This is a genomic window from Psychromarinibacter sp. S121 (assembly GCF_049801035.1).
Classification (GTDB): Bacteria; Pseudomonadota; Alphaproteobacteria; order Rhodobacterales; family Rhodobacteraceae; genus Psychromarinibacter.
Map to the genome: position 1 here is coordinate 61,425 of NZ_JBNAGE010000002.1, position 14,165 is coordinate 75,589.

Annotated in this window: 16 protein-coding genes; 11 read left to right on the top strand and 5 right to left on the bottom strand. The window is 66.3% G+C overall.

Annotated features, from left to right (window positions below; translation table 11 throughout):
- Positions 1-43: 43 nt before the first annotated feature.
- The 7 genes from mbfA to ACP156_RS08635 all read left to right on the top strand — a co-directional run bounded on the left by mbfA (position 44) and on the right by ACP156_RS08635 (position 5,890).
- Positions 44-1,018, top strand: coding sequence for an iron exporter MbfA (gene mbfA / locus ACP156_RS08605; RefSeq protein ID WP_425050898.1), 975 nt, complete (start codon positions 44-46; stop codon positions 1,016-1,018).
- A 123-nt stretch (positions 1,019-1,141) separates the two neighbouring features.
- Positions 1,142-2,080: an AEC family transporter gene (locus ACP156_RS08610; RefSeq protein ID WP_425050899.1), complete on the top strand. Its 939-nt coding sequence runs from the start codon at positions 1,142-1,144 to the stop codon at positions 2,078-2,080.
- Between the two features lie 43 nt (positions 2,081-2,123).
- Positions 2,124-2,954: an S-formylglutathione hydrolase gene (fghA, locus tag ACP156_RS08615; RefSeq protein WP_425050900.1), complete on the top strand. Its 831-nt coding sequence runs from the start codon at positions 2,124-2,126 to the stop codon at positions 2,952-2,954.
- A complete protein-coding gene (locus ACP156_RS08620; protein WP_425050901.1) occupies positions 2,955-3,854 on the top strand; it encodes a hypothetical protein in 900 nt (299 codons plus the stop codon).
- Positions 3,854-4,291 (top strand): YaiI/YqxD family protein, encoded by a 438-nt coding sequence (locus ACP156_RS08625; RefSeq protein ID WP_425050902.1) that lies wholly within the window; start codon positions 3,854-3,856, stop codon positions 4,289-4,291. Before ACP156_RS08620 ends, ACP156_RS08625 begins: the two co-directional genes overlap by 1 nt.
- Positions 4,292-4,349: 58 nt before the next feature.
- Positions 4,350-4,976 carry an HAD family hydrolase gene (locus ACP156_RS08630; protein WP_425050903.1) on the top strand — a complete coding sequence of 209 codons (627 nt, stop codon included), beginning with the start codon at positions 4,350-4,352 and terminating at the stop codon, positions 4,974-4,976.
- Entirely contained in the window at positions 4,973-5,890 is a 918-nt protein-coding gene (locus tag ACP156_RS08635; RefSeq protein ID WP_425050904.1) for an ornithine cyclodeaminase family protein, read from the top strand. The genes ACP156_RS08630 and ACP156_RS08635 overlap by 4 nt, the downstream gene beginning before the upstream one ends.
- Here the strand turns inward: ACP156_RS08635 and ACP156_RS08640 are convergent, their stop codons facing one another.
- Positions 5,891-7,147 carry an MFS transporter gene (locus ACP156_RS08640; protein WP_425050905.1) on the bottom strand — a complete coding sequence of 419 codons (1,257 nt, stop codon included), beginning with the start codon at positions 7,145-7,147 and terminating at the stop codon, positions 5,891-5,893. It abuts the gene before it with no gap.
- A gap of 118 nt (positions 7,148-7,265) precedes the next feature.
- Between ACP156_RS08640 and zapE the strand changes: the two genes are divergently transcribed.
- Together zapE and thpR are read left to right on the top strand one after the other, a co-directional pair.
- A complete protein-coding gene (gene zapE, locus ACP156_RS08645; protein WP_425050907.1) occupies positions 7,266-8,351 on the top strand; it encodes a cell division protein ZapE in 1,086 nt (361 codons plus the stop codon).
- Positions 8,351-8,890, top strand: coding sequence for an RNA 2',3'-cyclic phosphodiesterase (gene thpR, locus ACP156_RS08650; protein ID WP_425050908.1), 540 nt, complete (start codon positions 8,351-8,353; stop codon positions 8,888-8,890). The genes zapE and thpR overlap by 1 nt, the downstream gene beginning before the upstream one ends.
- 132 nt (positions 8,891-9,022) lie before the next feature.
- Here thpR and ACP156_RS08655 read toward each other — a convergent pair whose 3' ends face one another.
- Positions 9,023-9,517, bottom strand: a complete 495-nt coding sequence (locus ACP156_RS08655) for an N-acetyltransferase family protein (RefSeq protein WP_425050909.1) — start codon at positions 9,515-9,517, stop codon at positions 9,023-9,025.
- Positions 9,518-9,554: 37 nt separating this feature from the next.
- Positions 9,555-10,685, bottom strand: coding sequence for an S-(hydroxymethyl)glutathione dehydrogenase/class III alcohol dehydrogenase (locus ACP156_RS08660; protein WP_425050910.1), 1,131 nt, complete (start codon positions 10,683-10,685; stop codon positions 9,555-9,557).
- Between the two features lie 80 nt (positions 10,686-10,765).
- Here ACP156_RS08660 and ACP156_RS08665 point away from each other — a divergent pair, with 80 nt between their 5' ends.
- Positions 10,766-11,056 carry an I78 family peptidase inhibitor gene (locus tag ACP156_RS08665; RefSeq protein WP_425050911.1) on the top strand — a complete coding sequence of 97 codons (291 nt, stop codon included), beginning with the start codon at positions 10,766-10,768 and terminating at the stop codon, positions 11,054-11,056.
- A gap of 52 nt (positions 11,057-11,108) precedes the next feature.
- Here the strand turns inward: ACP156_RS08665 and ACP156_RS08670 are convergent, their stop codons facing one another.
- Positions 11,109-11,549: a c-type cytochrome gene (locus tag ACP156_RS08670; protein ID WP_425050912.1), complete on the bottom strand. Its 441-nt coding sequence runs from the start codon at positions 11,547-11,549 to the stop codon at positions 11,109-11,111.
- Positions 11,550-11,734: 185 nt separating this feature from the next.
- Here ACP156_RS08670 and ACP156_RS08675 point away from each other — a divergent pair, with 185 nt between their 5' ends.
- Positions 11,735-13,390 carry a Y-family DNA polymerase gene (locus ACP156_RS08675; protein ID WP_425051888.1) on the top strand — a complete coding sequence of 552 codons (1,656 nt, stop codon included), beginning with the start codon at positions 11,735-11,737 and terminating at the stop codon, positions 13,388-13,390.
- 13 nt (positions 13,391-13,403) lie between these two features.
- Here ACP156_RS08675 and ACP156_RS08680 read toward each other — a convergent pair whose 3' ends face one another.
- Positions 13,404-13,751, bottom strand: a complete 348-nt coding sequence (locus ACP156_RS08680) for a DUF2794 domain-containing protein (RefSeq protein WP_425050913.1) — start codon at positions 13,749-13,751, stop codon at positions 13,404-13,406.
- Between the last annotated feature and the right edge of the window lie 414 nt (positions 13,752-14,165).

A 14,165-nucleotide genomic window follows, 5' to 3' on the forward strand; every position in this document is an offset into this window, starting at 1 on the left:
AGCAATCCCTACTTTAGAATTGTTCTAATATATGGGTGCAGACATGATGCCAGCCTTTGGACGCCGGCGCTTCCGGGACCTTTCAGAGCAAGAGATCCTTGCGCTTGCGATCTCTTCGGAAGAGGACGACGCACGGATCTACCGCCAGTACGCCGAACGGCTTCGTGCGGAATTCCCCTCCAGCGCCGCCGTGTTCGACGGCATGGCCGCCGAGGAGGACGGGCACCGGCAAAGGCTGATCGACCTGCACCGCAAACGGTTCGGCGAGGTCATCCCCCTGATCCGCCGCGAACACGTTGCGGGATATTACGCCCGCCGCCCCGTCTGGCTGGTCGAGAACCTGCCGATCGAGCGTATCCGCGAGGAAGCCGAAGCGATGGAGCGGCAGGCGGAACAATTCTACCTGAACGCCGCAAGCCGGATGCAGGACGCCGAAACGCGCAAGCTGTTGGGCGATCTCGCTGCCGCCGAGGCGGGGCACGAGCAACGGGCGGACGAACTGATCCGCGAGCACCTGAGCGATGAGACCCGCGACGAAGAGGGCCGCGCCTCGCACCGGCAGTTCGTGCTGACTTGGGTGCAGCCGGGGCTGGCGGGGCTGATGGACGGGTCGGTGTCGACCCTTGCGCCGATCTTCGCCACGGCCTTCGCGACACAGGACACGTGGACCACCTTCCTTGTCGGCCTTGCCGCGTCGGTTGGCGCGGGCATCTCGATGGGCTTTACCGAAGCCGCGTCGGATGACGGCGAACTGTCGGGCCGGGGATCGCCTCTGAAACGCGGCATCGCGTCCGGCGTCATGACGGCGCTGGGCGGGCTAGGCCACGCGCTGCCTTACCTGATCCCGCATTTCTGGACCGCGACCATCATCGCCACCATCGTCGTGTTCGTCGAACTCTGGGCGATTGCATGGATCCAGAAACGCTATATGCAGACCCCTTTCCTGCGCGCCGCTTTTCAGGTCGTGCTTGGCGGCGCGCTTGTTTTCGCGGCAGGCGTGCTGATCGGCAGCGGCTAGAACCTGCGATTACCCGCCGAGGACCGGGGCAAGGCGACCTTGCGGAAGGTCGCGGGGCCGCACCATCCGCGAAATCGAACGGGGGCCATTCCGGCGGAACGGACAAGCTGCTAAGGCGAGTCCATGGTCGAGATTTTCCTGAAGACGTTACCTTTCTTCCTGCTGATCGGCGTTGGCTACATCGCCGCGGCGACAAAGTTCTTTTCCGAGGCCGCGGCGAATGCCCTGACCCGGTTCGTCTTCTTCTTCGCGCTGTCTGCGATGCTGTTCCGCTTTTCGGCCAACCTCAGCTTCGGCGAGGTGTTCGACGGGCGCTTCATGCTGGTCTACCTCGCCGCGACCGGCGCGGCCTACGTCGTGTTCACGCTGGTCGCCGTGTGGCGCAAGGTGCCCGTCGCCGAGGCTGCCGTCGAAGCGCAATGCGCCGCGATCGGCAACATCGGCTTCCTCGGCATCCCCATGCTGGCGCTGCTGATGGGCGAAGCCGCCGTCGGCTATATCATGATGATGCTGGCCATAGACCTTGGCGTGTTCGGCTCGCTGATCGTGATCCTGATCACCGGCAGCCGTGAACGCCTGTCCCCCCGCGTGTTCAAGACGGTCGCCATCGGTCTGGTCAGCAACCCGATGCTGGTGTCGATCTTCGCGGGCTTCACGGTATCCGCGCTTGAGGTGCCGATTCCGGTGCCCGCGAACGAGTTCCTGACCCTGCTTGGCAACGCCGCCACACCCGGCGCGCTGTTCGCCATCGGAGCCTCGCTGGCCAGCAAGTCGGCCGAGCGACTGTCGGTAGCCGCGTGGCTGTCCTTCGGCAAACTGATCGTTCACCCCGGCTTCGTGGCGCTGGCGGCAATAGTGATCTGGCCGGTGGAACCCTACGCCGCCGCCGTCATGGTGGCCTCGGCCGCGCTGCCCACGGCGGGCAACATCTATATGGTGGCACAATACTACGGCGTCGCGCCGCACCGGGTGTCGGCGACCATCCTGATCTCGACCGCCGCGTCCATTGTCACCGTCTCGCTGGTTTTGGCGTGGCTTGCCGAATGGACCGCCTTCCAGTAGCCAGACCGCAACATCACGGGGCAGCAGCCAAGCGGAGGATCCCATGGAAACGAAATCGGAAAACGCCTGTTTCGGGGGCGTTCAGGGGGTCTACACCCACGCCGCCGACACCACGAAATGCGACATGACCTTTGGCCTGTTCCTGCCGCCGCAGGCAAAGGACGGGGACGTCCCGGTGCTGTGGTACCTGTCGGGCCTGACCTGCACCCACGAGAATGCGATGACCAAGGCCGGCGCGCAGGCTTGGGCCGCAGAGGCCGGCATCGCGCTGGTCTTCCCCGACACCTCGCCGCGCGGCGAAGGTGTGGCGGACGACGAAGCCTACGACCTCGGTCAGGGCGCGGGCTTTTACGTGAACGCCAATCAGGCGCCTTGGGACCCGCATTTCCGGATGTGGGACTATGTTGCCGACGAACTGCCGAAACTGTTGTTCGGAGAGTTCCCGCTGGACCCGGACCGGCAGGGCATCACCGGCCACTCGATGGGCGGTCACGGCGCGCTGACGATGGCGATGCGGCTGGAAGGGCGGTTCCGCTCGGTCTCTGCCTTCTCGCCGATCTGCAACCCCACGAAAAGCGACTGGGGCCAGAAACAGCTGACCGCCTATCTGGGCGAGGATCACGGCCAGTGGGCCGCGCATGACGCAAGCCTTCTGATGGCCGAGAAGGGCTTTGACGGTCCGGTGCTGATCGACACCGGCACCAACGACCAGTTCCTTGACCTGCTGAAACCCGAGGCGCTGGCGACCGCTATCGCAACCCGCCGCCAGCAGGCCGTGTTCCGGATGCAGCCGGGCTATGACCACAGCTACTTCTTCGTCTCGACCTTCATGGCGGACCACGTGGCGTTCCACGCCGAAGAGCTGCTTGGCTGAATGGGCGCCGCTGAGGACATCCGCGCCGCGTGGGCGAGGTTCGCCGACAGACGCGAGCGGCATCCGCAGCACACGCTGTTCACGCATCCCCTGCCCGCCTTCCCCTGGCCGGAACGGCGGGCGGTCAAACCCGAGCCGCACGTCGCCATCGTGACGCCGTGCAAGGACGTTGCCCCTACACTTCCCACCTATGCCGCCCTGATCGACGGGCTGGCCTATCCCAAGGACCGCCTGCACTGGATCGTGCTTGAAGGCGACTCGACCGACGACAGCGAGATCGCCGTGCGCTCGATGCTTGGGGTCGCCGGTGGCTACGCGTCGACACGGTTCCTGAAACACAACGTTGGGTCCGGCCATGTCCGCGCCAGCCGGACCGAGGCCGGGCTTCAGCGCGCCCGGCGCGCCGCCATCGCCTCGTGCCGCAACCGGCTGCTTGAGGCCGCGATGCAGACGCCCGCCGAGTACGTGCTGTTCATCGACGCCGACATGGCGGAAATCCCGTCCAACGCCGTGGCCCGCGCGGTCGCGTGGAACGCGCCGGTACTGGCTGCGAACTGTCTTCGGCATCAGGGCGACAGGGTATTCGACCGCAACTCGTTCCGCTATGTCCGGCCGCCCAGCGACCGCTCGGTCCGGCGCTTTCTGCGGGACGGCCTGTACCAGCCGCCCACCGGTTTCTTCCGGCACTACCCGTCGCCCGGCGACGGCCTGCGCTCGCTTAGCTGCGTTGGCGGCACGTTCCTGATGATCCGACGCGACGTCATCGAAGCGGGCGCGAAATTCCCGGAAACCCCCTACCAGCTGCATATCGAAACCGAGGGCTTCGCGCTGAAGGCCGCGGACCTGGGCTTTGGCAGCTTCATGGACGCGGACCTGATCGTCCGCCACGGACCTCACTGATGATCTATGTCGACGCGGATGCCTGCCCGGTGAAGCAGGAGATCGAGAAGGTGGCAACCCGCCACCGTGTTCCTGTGACGCAGGTGGCGAACGGCGGCCTCAGACCGTCTCAGAACCCGCTTGTAGAGACTGTTTTCGTCCCCGAAGGCCCGGACGTCGCCGACATGTGGATCGCCGACCGGGCCACCACGGGCGATATCGTCGTGACCTCCGACATCCCGCTGGCCGCCCGCTGCGTCGAGGCGGGGGCCATGGTGCTGAAGCCCAACGGCGAGCAACTGACCGCAACGAACATCGGCAATGCGCTGGCGATGCGCGACCTGATGGCCGACCTGCGCGCCGCCGATCCGTTCCGCCAGGGCTCGGGCAAGGGCTTCACCAAGGCGGACCGCTCGCGGTTTCTGCAAGCCCTGGAAGACGCCCTGCGCCGACGCTGACCTTTCCATCCCTTCCGCCGCCCGCTACCACTTGGGCGCGAGAATATGGAGGCCCGGAATGGCAGGCATCGAGGCAGTCGTTTTCGATTTCGGAAACGTCCTGATCAAGTGGAACCCCGAAGAATGGTACGACGCCCGGATCGGGCGCGAGGCGCGCGAAAAGCTGTTCGCCGAGGTGCCGCTGGAAGAGATGAACCTGCGGTCCGACCGCGGCGAGCATCTTGCCGACCTTGTCGCCGAAACCGCCGCGCAACATCCCGAGCACGCCGATAACATCCGCGCCTGGCACGACAACTGGATCGAGATGGCGCAGCCCGACATCCCGCACAGCGCCGTCCTGTTGCGCGCGCTGCGGGCCAAAGGCGTGCCGACCTTCGCGCTGTCGAACTTCGGCATCCCGACGCTGGCCCTCGCCGATGTCGCCTATCCGGTCCTGACCGAATTCGACCGCCGCTTCATCTCGGGCGAGCTGCGCACCATCAAGCCGGAACCCGAGATCTACATCCACGTCGAGGAAGGCACCGGCGTCGCCCCCGAGGCGCTGCTGTTCACCGACGACCGCCCCGAGAACATCGAAGCCGCCCGCGCCCGTGGCTGGCAGGTCCACCTGTTCGAGGGGCCGCAGGGCCTTGCCGACCGTCTGGTGGCCGAGGGCCTGCTGACCCCGGAGGAAGCTGCGGCATGACCGTCCCCGTCATCCCCTTCGCCGAAGCCGAAGTCCGCATGGACTGGCACGCGCTGACAAAGGCGCTTGCCGCCGGGCATAGGCTGCCGAAGGCGACGCTGGATGACACCTTCCTGTATCGCGGCGACGACACGCTTCTCAGTCGCAGCGCATGGATCAGCGGGCTGGGGATCGCCGTGAAATCGGCGACGATCTTCCCCGGCAACAAGGCGGCAGGCCTTGGCACGGTGAACGGCGGCGTGTCGCTGTACTCGGACACCGACGGCCTGCTGCAGGCGATCATCGACTTCCACCTCGTGACCAAGTGGAAGACGGCGGGCGACAGCCTGCTGGGCGCGTTGAAGCTTGCCCGGCCCGACAGCCGGACGATCCTGATCGTCGGCGCGGGCACCGTGGGCCGCAGCCTGCGCGAAGCCTATGGCGCGGGCTTCCCCAACGCTCGGTTCCTCGTCTGGAACCGAAGCCCAGCGGGCGCAAAGGCGCTGGCCGCCGACTTCGACCACACCGAAGCGGTGCCGGATCTGGCGGACGCCGTCGGTCAGGCCGATATCGTCACCTGCGCCACCATGTCGACCGAACCGGTGTTGAAGGGCGACTGGCTACGCCCCGGCCAGCACATCGACCTTATCGGCGCCTACCGCCCCGACATGCGCGAGGCGGACGACACCGTGATGCGGCGCGGCCGGATCTTCGTCGACAGCCGCGACACCACGGTCGGCCATATCGGAGAGATCAAGACCCCGCTCGCGGACGGCGTGATCACCCCGGACGACATCGTGGCGGACTATTATGACCTCGGTTCGGACCGCTTCGCACGGGGCTCGGACGACGAAATCACCGTGTTCAAGAACGGCGGCGGCGCGCATCTGGACCTGATGACCAGCCGCTACATCCTCGACGCCTGGACCGCCTGATCAGGCGGCCAGCGCCGGTTTGCGGATCGCGAGCGGTTGCTCACGCACAGGAAGGTGGACAATGGCGCTGAACGCGCCGATGCCGATACCGACCCACCAAACGGCGGAATAGTCGCCGTAGATGTCGTACATCCGCCCACCCAGCCAGACGCCGAGAAACGAACCGATCTGGTGGCTGAGGAACACGATCCCGTACAGCGTACCCATGTAGCGCAGCCCGTAGATATGGGCGACAAGCCCGCTGGTCAGCGGAACCGTGGCCAGCCACAGCGACCCCATGACCACCGCGAATACAAGCACCGTGACGGGCGTGATCGGCAAAAGGATGAAGAGCGCCGACGCCACGGTGCGACCGACGTAGATCAGTGCCAGCAGGTATTTGCGCTGGAACCGGTTGCCCAGCCAGCCCGCCGTCAGCGTACCGACGATGTTGGCCAGCCCGATCACCGAAATCGCCACGGCACCCAGCGCCGAGGTCGACGAAACACCCACCGCGGCCAGCGTACCCGACGGGTCGATGGCCGCGCACATCTCGGTGATCATCGCGGGGAAATGCGCGGTGATGAAACCAAGCTGATAGCCACAAGAGAAGAAGCCAAGGAAGATCAGCACAAAGCTCGGATCGCGGATCGCGCGCCCGAGAATCGCGCCCATGCTTTCTTCCAGCGCCGCGTTGCTGGCAGGCTGGGCAACGGTGCGGAACATCGGCAGGCACAACAGCGTGCCAAGAATTGCGGCGGCGAAGACCAGGAAGACCGACTGCCACGTCATGATGGTCATCAGCCACTCGGCCAGCGGCGCGCCGATCACCTGTCCGGCGGACCCGGCGGCGGTGACGATGGCAAGCGACATCGACCGGTTCTCGTCACTCGCGGCGCGGCCCACCACGGCCAGCAGCACGCCGAAACCGGTCCCGGCGATGCCGAAGCCCACCAGCCCTTCGTAAACCCAGTGCTGCGCCGGGGTGACGGCAAACGACGAAAGCACCAGCCCCGCCGCATACATAAGCGCGCCAAGGACCAGCGCCCGACGGTCGCCGAACCGCTCGGCGAATGCCCCGAACAAGGGCTGGCCGATCCCCCAGAAAAGGTTCTGGATCGCAATTGCCATCGAGAAATCGGCCCGCATCCAGCCGAACTCTTCGGCAATCGGAATCTGGAACACCCCAAAGCTTCCGCGGATCGCGAAGTTGACGATGATGATCAGGCAACCACCGATCAGGATTGGGGTGACAAGCGGGGCGCGGGTCGTGGTCATGCGGGAGGGCTCCGTAAGGCCGGGCGAAACTCTGCCGATTTCGGCGGAGGGTCAAATCGTTTTTCGTGCGCCTGTTCATCATCTTTCCTTATCCAGCGCGGCGGACTATGGGTGCGCCATGGGCGAGAACCTGACGGATATCTACGAGACCCGCGTCAGCGCGGGAGAGATCAAGGCGGACCCGGCGCAACACGCGGTTCTGCCTGCGCTCGACCGCATCCGTGCGCATTTCGAGACCGCCCCGTCGCAGAAGAAGGGGCTGCGCGGCCTGTTCTCGAAACCGCCCGAACCGCCGAAGGGGCTGTATCTGTGGGGTGGCGTCGGGCGCGGCAAGTCGATGCTGATGGACCTGTTCTTCGGCGCCGTCCCGATCGCCGAAAAGCGCCGCGTCCACTTCCACGCTTTCATGCAAGAGATCCATTCCGGCATGCACGATGCCCGGGGCACCGGCGTCGAGGACACGCTGCGGCCAGTGGCCGAGAAGGTCGCCGACGAAGCGCGGCTGCTGTGCTTCGACGAAATGCAGATCACCGACATCACCGACGCGATGATCGTGGGTCGCCTGTTCGAGATCCTGTTCGCGCGTGGTGTGGTCATCGTGACCACCTCGAACCGGGTGCCCGACGACCTGTACAAAGATGGGCTGAACCGGGCGCTGTTCCTGCCCTTCATCGAACTGATTAAGCAGCGGATGGAGGTCCACCACCTGCAGTCGCCCAACGACTACCGGCAGGACCGGCTGGCCGGCTCCGATGTCTATTTCCATCCCGCCAACGCCGAGGCGCGGGCCGAGATCGACCGCCTGTGGCACGACTTGACCGGCGGCGACTGGGAGGCGCTGACGCTGACCGTGAAGGGACGGCAGGTGGTGCTGCCGGGCTACTCGAACGGCGTCGCGCGGGCAGAGTTCTGGGAACTCTGCGGCCGAATGCTGGGTCCCGCCGATTACCTCGCCGTGGCCGAAGCGGTGCGGGTGCTGATCCTCGAGGACATTCCCCGCCTTGGCCGGTCCAATTTCAACGAGGCGAAACGCTTCGTCACGCTGATCGACGCGCTCTACGAGGCGAAGGTGCGCCTGATCGCCAGCGCCGCCGACACGCCGGAACAGCTTTACATCGAGGGCGAAGGCGTCTTCGAATTCGAACGAACCGCCAGCCGCCTGCGCGAGATGCAGTCCGCCGACTGGGCGGCAGGAGCGACCTGATGCGTGCCTTCGTTGCCATCGACCTGCCCGAGATCGTCCGAGACGTGCTCGAGGACCTGCAGGACCGCATCCCCGCCGGACGCCTGCTGGACCCGGACACGCTGCACCTGACGCTCGCCTTCCTTGACGAACAATCGCAGGAGCTGCTGGAACAGCTGCATGACGACCTGTCGTCGATCCGCGCCCTGCCGTTCGAGGTCCAGCTGCGCGGCCTCGGCACCTTCGGCACCCGCGCCCCGCGCGTCGTCTGGGCCGGGATAGAGACACAACCGGCGCTGACCGCCCTGCACGAAAAGGTGCGCGGCGCGGCCCGGCTCGCCGGCATCGAACTCCGCCGCGAACGCTACCGCCCACATGTGACGCTGGCCCGCCTGCCGGACCGGCTGGAGCCGGGAGACCTCGAGAAGCTGCGCAACTTCCTGGAACGCTGGCAGAACTTCCCCTGCCCGCCGTTCGAGGTCGCGGGCTTCACGCTGTTCCAGTCGATCCTCACCCCCGACGGCGCGATCCACGACCCGCTGGCGGAGTACCCGTTCTAGACACATGCGAGGGGCCAGCCCCTCGCGCTCCCCGAGGTATTTCGAAAGAGAAGAAGGGCACAGGCGATGCTACTTCTTCTCTTGAAAAATACCTCGGGGGGAGCGCGCGAAGCGTGCGGGGGGCAGAGCCCCCTAGCCGGTCAGATCCTTGAACATGACAAGCGCGTCGACATACCCGGTTTCGGGGTGCCGGAACGCGTTCGGCAGCCGCCCGACCACGTCGAACCCGGCGCGCTGCCATGTGTCGACGGCGCGGGTGTTGCTGGCGAGGACGAAATTGAACTGCATCGCGCGGTAGCCCAGCGCAACCGCCTGCTCCAGAGAATGCGCCAGCATGGCGCGGGCGATGCCGCGTCCGCGCGCCGCGGGCGAGGTTGCGAAACCGCAGTTGCAGACATGCGCGCCGCCGCCCGGCTGGTTGGTCTTGAGATAGTAGGTCCCAAGAATCTCGCCACCCACTTCGGCCACGAAGCAGTGGTTCGCCGTCCAGTAGGCCAGCGCATCGGGTTCGGAGATCTCGGGATCGACCGCGTAGGTGTCCCCCGCCCGGAAGATCGGGCAGAGGATGTCCCACACAGCCGCCGCATCGGCGGCCGCATAGGAACGGATTTCAATCGTATCGCCCATCGCCGTAGGGTGCGGTTTCAACCGCACCCCTCAAGGCTCAGTACAGAACCACCGACCGGATCGATTCACCCGCGTGCATCAGATCGAAGCCCTTGTTGATGTCGTCCAGCGGCATGGTGTGGGTGATCATCGGGTCGATCTCGATCTTGCCGTCCATGTACCAGTCGACGATCTTCGGAACGTCGGTCCGGCCCTTGGCGCCACCGAAAGCGGTGCCCTTCCAGACGCGGCCCGTCACCAGCTGGAACGGGCGGGTCGCGATCTCGGCCCCGGCGGCCGCGACGCCGATGATGATCGATTCACCCCAGCCGCGGTGCGCGCATTCCAGCGCCTGCCGCATCACCGTGGTGTTGCCCGTGCAGTCGAAGGTGTAGTCGGCGCCGCCGATCAGATCGCCGCGGCGTTTCGTGAGGTTCACGATGTAGGGAACGATGTCCTCGCCGATCTCTTTCGGGTTCACGAAGTGGGTCATGCCGAATTTCTCGGCCATTTCCTTCTTCGCCGGGTTCAGGTCGACGCCGATGATCATGTCGGCGCCCGCAAGCCGCAGGCCCTGGATCACGTTCAGGCCGATGCCGCCGAGGCCGAACACGACGGCGGTCGAGCCGATCTCGACCTTTGCCGTGTTGATTACCGCGCCGATCCCCGTCGTCACACCGCAGCCGATGTAGCAGATCTTGTCGAACGGCGCGTCCTCGCGGACCTTCGCCACCGCGATCTCGGGCAGGACGGTGTGGTTCGAGAAGGTCGAGCAGCCCATGTAGTGCAGGATCGGATCGCCATCGAGCGTGGTGAAGCGCGAGGTGCCGTCGGGCATCACGCCCTGACCCTGCGTGGACCGGATCGAGGTGCAGAGGTTGGTCTTGCCCGAGGTGCAGGAATAGCACTCGCGGCATTCCGGGGTGTACAGCGGGATCACGTGGTCGCCGGGCTTCACGGTGGTGACGCCTTCGCCCACTTCCATGACGACGCCCGCGCCCTCGTGTCCGAGGATCGCCGGGAACAGGCCTTCGGGGTCGGCGCCAGACAGCGTGAATTCGTCGGTGTGGCAGATACCGGTGGCCTTGATCTCGATAAGAACTTCGCCGGCCTTCGGACCGTCAAGGTTGACGTCCATGATCTCAAGCGGTTTGCCAGCAGCGGTGGCGACGGCGGCGCGGGTTTTCATCAGTGGCCTCCCAGAGTTACAATCGTGAAAACCCTTAGCGAATGCCGAGTGGTTTGCAACCTTTGCCGCGAGGTGACGATATGAGGAAACTGGTTTTGCTTGGCGCCTGTTGTGCCGCGATTGCGGGCTGCGAGCGCGTGTTCGAACCCCCGGCGCCGCGCCCCCCTGCGGCGGTCGAGCCCGATGCCTGCGGAACCGGCCAATACCGGTCTTACATCGGCAAGCCGGCGTCCGAACTTCAGGGGATCGTGTTCGTCAGCCCGATGCGGGTGGTGCCGCATAACGGCATCGTGACGATGGATCACAACCCGGCGCGCATCAATTTCAATCTCGACCCCGAGGGCCGGATTCTGACCATCACCTGCGGCTGAGATCGTGGGACACCCCGGCGGACGCGCGAGCGCACCGCCGGGGCAGAAAGCGTCACTCGCGGTAGGCGCGGTGACAGGCCATGCAGGTCGGGCCGATCGCCTGCATCGCGGCGCCGATATCCTCAACCGAGGCGATCGAGCCGGACGCATCGGACGCCGCGGTTTCCAGATCGCCGGCCTTGGCGGTGAAATCGTCCCAGTTCTCCCAGATCGCCGGCAGCGCCTCGGACTCCGGATCGTCTTCCTGCGGTTCGAACAGGGCGGGCACCATCGCGGCTTCTTCCGCGATGGCGGCGGCGGCGGCATTCGCGGCGTCAGCGTTGAAATCCGTGGTGCCCTTGGCCATGTCGCCCAACGTCTTCAGGTTCATGCCGATGGTCGACATCGAGTCCATGCGGGCTTTGACCGCCTCGTTCTCGACGGCGGAATGGGCAATGGCGGCGGTTGCGGCAAGGATGGCCGCGGCGCTGGCGATGCGAATGGATTTCTTCATGTGAACTGGCTCTCCGATAGCTTGCTGCGTTGCAGCTTAGAGGGCTTTCGTAACGCCGCAATCAAATCCGTCATAAATTACCCGTGATCGGTCAGGGGCTTCCGACGGCTCGGGGCGGCTCGACTCGGCGGGGCGACTCACCGTACAGTGAGAACGTATCAGGAACATTTGTCGTGCTGCCCGCCATGTCGATCCGCCGTATCCTGTCGCTGTGGTTTCCCCGGCTTGCCGCCGAGCGCCTGCTGCGCGCGGGCGGCGGGTATCTTGACGCGCCCTTCGCGGTGGTGGGCGACCGCAACAATGCGCAGGTGCTGGTGTCGCTGTCGGCGCGCGCCTCGGCCGAGGGGCTGCGGGCGGGGCAACCCCTGCGCGACGCGCAGGCGATGTGCCCCGGCCTGATCACCCGGCTGGCGAACCCGCATGCCGACGCCGTCTTCCTGTCGGCGCTGCGGCGATGGGCCGGCAAGTTCTCTCCCTGGGTGGCCGAAGAGCCGCCAGAGGGGCTGATCATCGACCTGACCGGCTGTGCGCACCTGTTCGGCGGCGAGGCGGAACTGGTCAGCCAGGCGGAACTGGACTGCGCCGATCTGGGCCTGACGGTGCAGTCGGGCATCGCCGACACGGTGGGCGCGGCCTGGGCGCTGGCGCGCTATGCCGGGCGGGCGCCGGGCGCGGTACGGTCGGGCGACGCCATCGACCAGGAGGCCTATGCCACCCGCGCCCGCGCGGCCAAGCGGCGCAACTGGGAACGCGGCGGCCCGCCCCCGCCCCGCCACGGGGTTGAGGCGCGCGGCGGGCGCATCGCGGCGGGCGGTCAGACCCGCACCGCGTTGGCCGAGCTTCCGGTCGCGGCGCTGCGGATCGACGCGGACACCGCCGCCAGCCTGTCGAAGCTGGGCCTGCGCACCATCGGCGATCTGGTCGGCGTGCCCCGCGCCACGCTGGCGCGCCGGTTCGGGCAGCCGCTGGTGCTGCGGCTGGATCAGGCGATGGGCCAGACGCCCGAGGCGGTGTCGCCCGCCAAGCCGGTGTTCCATTTCGCGGTGCGGCTGACCCTGCCCGACCCGATCGGGCTGGACGAGGACGTGATGGCCGCGATCGACCGTCTGTTGCCGGAATTGGAGAAGCGGCTGGTCGAGAAGGGACGCGGCGCGCGGCGGCTGCGGTTACAGCTGTTCCGCGCCGACAACACGATGCAGACCGTCGAGGTCGGCATGGCGCGGCCCTCGGCCAGCCCCGACCGTATCCGCCCGCTGCTGATCCTGAAGCTGGACGAGATCGACGCGGGCTATGGCATCGACTGCATCCGGATCGAGGCGCATGTGACCGAACCCGTCCACGCCCGCCAGCATCGCGGCCACATGGACGCGGCGGCCGAGGCGATGACCCGGCTGAACTCTGACATGCGGCTGGACGACCTGATCGGGCGGCTTGGCGCGCGGATCGGGCTGGAGCGGATCAGCCGCGCCCATCCCGCCGACAGCCATATCCCGGAAAAGACCTCGCATCGGGTCGCTGCCGCTTGGTCAGAGCCCGCGAAGAACTGGCCGCTGCCGCCGACGCCGCGCCCGCTGGTCATGTGGCGGCCCGAGCCCGTCAGCGCCCCGGACCTGCCCCGCCCGCCGGCCGGGTTTCGCTGGCGCGGGCGCACGATGCAGACCACCGCCGCCTCGGGGCCGGAACGGATCGCGCCGGAATGGTGGCTGGACGAGCCCGAATGGCGCACCGGGGTGCGCGACTATTGGCAGGTGACGGCCGACACCGGAGAGCGGCTGTGGCTGTACTATGCGCATGGCGGCGCGATGTCGGGGGGATGGTTCTGTCAGGGGCGGTTCGCGTGACCGCGCCCGCGCGCTATTCCACAACGCGGATCAGCTTCCGCTCAAGCACCCGCAGCACCGTCTTCAGGTCATGGCCGCGCTTGAGAATCTGCCCATCCATCCCGATCACCGAGTACTGCCCCTGTTTCAGGCGCAATCGCGGATGCTTTTCGATACGGTACATGGGGCGTTCCGCGGTGCGTCGGAAAACCGAGAACACGGCACAGTCACGAAGGGCGGAGATCCCGTAGTCCCGCCACTCACCGGCAGCGACCATCCGGCCATACAGCCCGAGGATCGTGCCCAGTTCCCTGCGGTCGAACGAAACCTGTTCCGGAATCCGGCGTGACGCGGGAAACGGGGTCGGCGTCTGGATCGTCATACGAAACAGATTGGGGTCATGCCCCGGTTAAATCAAGCGTTTCGATGCACTTCCCCGACTGCGCGTCACCTCAGACCGTTAACTTTGCCCATTTCCCGCCGCAAAAAGACCCCGCGCCGGGCACCGCTGCACCATTCCGCTGCCGACATGAGAGGCGAAAACAATCTTGTCGCGAGCGGGAACGATCACGGGGTCGGTTCATAGCCCCCACACCTCCGCCTCCGGGAACGTCCCGCTCGCTTCAATCCCACACATCGGAAAACAGGGCCTCGGCGGTCGGCTTGCATCTGGCCTGCGGTCGCGAAATCCCGCCGGGCGGCTGTCTTTACGGCAAGAACGCTTTAACTTTACCTCTGTTCGCTTCATCAAGGGGAACAAGGTTCCCTCGCGTCGGAGTCTGAAAGATTCAGCCCC

Bases quoted from the DNA above. Each gene is read 5' to 3' on its own strand.
- mbfA (WP_425050898.1), top strand. From the start codon at position 44: ATGATGCCAGCCTTTGGACGCCGGCGCTTCCGGGACCTTTCAGAGCAA.
- ACP156_RS08610 (WP_425050899.1), top strand. From the start codon at position 1,142: ATGGTCGAGATTTTCCTGAAGACGTTACCTTTCTTCCTGCTGATCGGC.
- fghA (WP_425050900.1), top strand. From the start codon at position 2,124: ATGGAAACGAAATCGGAAAACGCCTGTTTCGGGGGCGTTCAGGGGGTC.
- ACP156_RS08620 (WP_425050901.1), top strand. From the start codon at position 2,955: ATGGGCGCCGCTGAGGACATCCGCGCCGCGTGGGCGAGGTTCGCCGAC.
- ACP156_RS08625 (WP_425050902.1), top strand. From the start codon at position 3,854: ATGATCTATGTCGACGCGGATGCCTGCCCGGTGAAGCAGGAGATCGAG.
- ACP156_RS08630 (WP_425050903.1), top strand. From the start codon at position 4,350: ATGGCAGGCATCGAGGCAGTCGTTTTCGATTTCGGAAACGTCCTGATC.
- ACP156_RS08635 (WP_425050904.1), top strand. From the start codon at position 4,973: ATGACCGTCCCCGTCATCCCCTTCGCCGAAGCCGAAGTCCGCATGGAC.
- ACP156_RS08640 (WP_425050905.1), bottom strand. From the start codon at position 7,147: ATGACCACGACCCGCGCCCCGCTTGTCACCCCAATCCTGATCGGTGGT.
- zapE (WP_425050907.1), top strand. From the start codon at position 7,266: ATGGGCGAGAACCTGACGGATATCTACGAGACCCGCGTCAGCGCGGGA.
- thpR (WP_425050908.1), top strand. From the start codon at position 8,351: ATGCGTGCCTTCGTTGCCATCGACCTGCCCGAGATCGTCCGAGACGTG.
- ACP156_RS08655 (WP_425050909.1), bottom strand. From the start codon at position 9,517: ATGGGCGATACGATTGAAATCCGTTCCTATGCGGCCGCCGATGCGGCG.
- ACP156_RS08660 (WP_425050910.1), bottom strand. From the start codon at position 10,685: ATGAAAACCCGCGCCGCCGTCGCCACCGCTGCTGGCAAACCGCTTGAG.
- ACP156_RS08665 (WP_425050911.1), top strand. From the start codon at position 10,766: ATGAGGAAACTGGTTTTGCTTGGCGCCTGTTGTGCCGCGATTGCGGGC.
- ACP156_RS08670 (WP_425050912.1), bottom strand. From the start codon at position 11,549: ATGAAGAAATCCATTCGCATCGCCAGCGCCGCGGCCATCCTTGCCGCA.
- ACP156_RS08675 (WP_425051888.1), top strand. From the start codon at position 11,735: ATGTCGATCCGCCGTATCCTGTCGCTGTGGTTTCCCCGGCTTGCCGCC.
- ACP156_RS08680 (WP_425050913.1), bottom strand. From the start codon at position 13,751: ATGACGATCCAGACGCCGACCCCGTTTCCCGCGTCACGCCGGATTCCG.